Consider the following 3,172-nt stretch of genomic DNA (forward strand, 5'->3'; position numbering starts at 1 on the left):
CTCGGCCGCGCCCTCGGCGGGCTGGCCTTCCGGGCGGTCCTGGCGGGGCGGGCGGCGGTCTTCCCGCCGAGGACCACGCGGCTGGTCCTGGCGCGGGCCGTCGCGGCGGGGGCCACGGTGGTGCTCCTGCCGCGGCGGGCGGGCGTGGGCGATGCGGGCGGGGCAGGGCGGTCCGAAGGCACCCTCCTCCAGCGTTTCCGCGGGCATCAGCCGGAAGCCCATGGCATCCAGCACCTCGGCGAGCACGTCGCCCTTCACGCCGAGGCGGCTGGCGAGGTCGCCCGGCAGCATCGCCGGCGCGCGGCGGGTCAGGTGGCCGATCTCGCCGGCGATGCGCTCGACGACGTCGAGGCGCAGCAGAACCGGGCCGGCCGGCAGCCAGCCCATGGTCTCGGCGAAGCCGCGCGGCCAGTCCGCCGGCGCCGGCACGGCGATGAGGCCGCCGCCCGGGAGCTTCGGGGCCTCGATGCCGCGCAGCAGGGACCAGAGCTGGGCACGCAGCGCCATCGCCTTGGGCTTCATCGCCTCCGGCACGAAGAGCGCGTAGCGCCCGGCGCGGATGCCGATGGCCTTGAGCTTCTGCCGCAGGTCCGGGCGGATCTCGGGGTCGGTCCGGCCCATGGCCAGGCCGAGTTCCTCGCGCAGGCGGAAGGCCGGGCCGCGCAGGGTGTTGTCCTCGGCCGCCTTGGCCTCGGCGGCGAAGACGGCGCCGAGCTCGCGCTTGATGAGGTTCTCGAGCCAGGTCGCGAGCCGGGCGCGGATGCGCTCGCGCTGCGCGCCGTCGAGGAACTCGCTCGCCAGCACCTCGATCTGCGGCTTGGAGGGTTCGGGGCCGGGCTTGAGCTTCGCCACCTCCGCGATGTCGCCGAGGCCCGCCGGCATGTTCGGCGCGTGGGAATAGGCCCAGGTGACCTTGTGGCCCGGCGTCAGCGCGAAGGCTTCGTCCTTTGCGGATTCGAGCATAGCCACGCGGCGCGGAATCTCGGCGCCGAGGGCGCGGCGGGCGGCGCGCAGGACGACGCGGCGCTCCTCCTCGTCCACCGCTGCGGAGTCGGGCTCGAAGCTGAAGCCCTTCACGTTGCCGACCGGGTGGCCTTCCACCACCACCTCGCCGCGACGGGTGACGGCGGAGAGCAATTCCTCCTCGCCCTCGTCCATCTTGCGGATGAGGTGGGCAGCGCGAAGGTCCACGAAGCGCGCGGTCAGCGTCTCGTGCAGCGCGTCGCTGACCATGTCCTCGGCGCGACGGGCGTCGGCCTGCAGCCCGAGCGCGTCGTCGAGCCAGTCCGCGCGCGCGGCGATGTAGGCCCAGACCCGGATCGCGGTGATCCGCGCCATCAGCGTGTCGAGGTCGCCGTCCGTGCGCTCGAGCACCGCGAGGGATCCTGCGACCCAGTCGCGCGGCAGGCGCCCATCCTTCGCGAGATGCGTGAAGAGCTTGGCGCAGAGCTTGGTGTGGCTGTCGTCGGCGAGCTTGCGGAAGTCCGGCACCTGGCAGGATTCCCACAGCAGCCGCACGCGGGACATGGTGTCGGCGAGGCCGCGCACCTCCGGGTCGCGCGACAGCGCTTCCAGCGTGATGTGGTCCACCGCATCGTGCCCCTTGGCGAGGCCGGGCTGCGGGGGGGACTCGGCGAGGCTGCCGAGCAGCGCGTCGACGCTGGTGAAGTCGAGGTCCGAGTTCCGCCAGGCGAGCGTGCCCAGCGGTTCGAAGGCGTGGGTTTCCACGGCTTCGACGATCTCCTCGCCCATCGCCGGGCAGTCGGCGGTGGTGCCGAAGGATCCGTCCTTCATGCCGCGCCCGGCGCGGCCGGCGATCTGCGCCACTTCCTGCGCCGTCAGCGGCCGCGCGTTCTGGCCGTCGAACTTGGACATCGCGGCGAAGGCGACATGGTCCACGTCCATGTTGAGGCCCATGCCGATCGCATCCGTCGCGACCAGGAAATCGACCTCGCGGTTCTGGTAGAGCGCCACCTGGGCGTTGCGCGTGCGCGGGGACAGCCGCCCCATCACCACGGCGCAGCCGCCGCGGCGGCGGCGCACCGCCTCGGCGATCGCATAGACCTCCTGCGCGGAGAAGGCGACGACGGCGGAACGTGCCGGCAGGCGCGTCAGCTTGGCCGGGCCGGCATAGGTCAGCTGGGACAGGCGCGGGCGCGTCTCGATCTCCGCGCGCGGCACCAGGCGGCGCAGCAGCGGCGCGATGGTCTCGGCGCCGAGGAACATCGTCTCGACCATGCCGCGCGCGTGCAGCAGCCGGTCGGTGAAGACATGCCCGCGGTCCGGATCGGCGCAGAGCTGGATCTCGTCCACCGCGAGGAATTCCACCGGGCGGTCGAGCGGCATCGCCTCCACCGTGCAGGCGAACCACTTCGCCTCGGGCGGGATGATCTTCTCCTCGCCGGTGATGAGCGCGACGTGGCGTTCGCCCTTCTGCGCGACCATGCGGTCGTAGTTCTCCCGCGCGAGCAGGCGCAGCGGGAAGCCGATGATGCCCGACGAATGCGCCAGCAGACGCTCGATCGCGAGATGCGTCTTGCCGGTGTTTGTGGGGCCGAGGACGGCGCGGACCCTGGGTTCGAACATGCGCGAAGGGCGTTCCGGATATTGAGGCCGGCTTCCGTGGCACGCGGCGCGGCACTTGTCCATGGTGAGGGCGCGCGGCAGGGTGCGCCAGCCGGCCGCCGTGACATCCTCAGCCCCTCGTTTCGCCCTTCTCTTCGCTGCCCAGTTCGCGGCGGTGGGCGTCATGCTGCCTTTCATTCCGCCGCTGATGGCCGCGCGCGGCCTGTCGGCGACGGAGGTGGGCACCATCCTCGCGGCGGGCGCGTCGGTGCGGCTGGTGTCCGGCCCGCTCGGCGGGCGGCTGGCGGATGCGCTCGGCAGGCCGCGGGGCGTGATGGCGGCCGGCGCGGCGGTCGCGGCGCTGGCGGCCTGCCTCTATGGCCTGGCTGCGGGGTTCGGCGGGCTGCTCGCGGCCAATCTCGTCTTTGCCCTGGCCTTCGCCAGCGTGGTGCCGCTCGGCGATGCCATGGCGCTGCGCGCGGCACGCGAGGAACGCTGGGACTACGGCCGGGTTCGCGCGGCAGGTTCGGCGTCCTTCATCGCCGCCGCCGGGGTGGCCGGCTGGATGGCGGAGCGTGCCGGGGCGGGCAGCATCGCCTGGCTGCTG

2 protein-coding genes are annotated in these 3,172 nt (G+C 73.3%); one reads left to right on the top strand and one right to left on the bottom strand.

Translation table 11 applies throughout. The annotated features are described in order from the left end of the window. On the bottom strand, positions 1-2,586 hold a 2,586-nt coding region (locus GXW76_RS25075), incomplete at its 3' end, for a helicase-related protein (protein WP_211864865.1). 61 nt (positions 2,587-2,647) lie between these two features. Here GXW76_RS25075 and GXW76_RS25080 point away from each other — a divergent pair. Further along, positions 2,648-3,172, top strand: a 525-nt coding sequence (locus GXW76_RS25080) for an MFS transporter (protein ID WP_272876146.1), incomplete at its 3' end; no start/stop codon positions are given.

It is taken from the genome of Neoroseomonas soli, from assembly GCF_018129065.1.
Classification (GTDB): domain Bacteria; phylum Pseudomonadota; class Alphaproteobacteria; order Acetobacterales; family Acetobacteraceae; genus Neoroseomonas; species Neoroseomonas soli.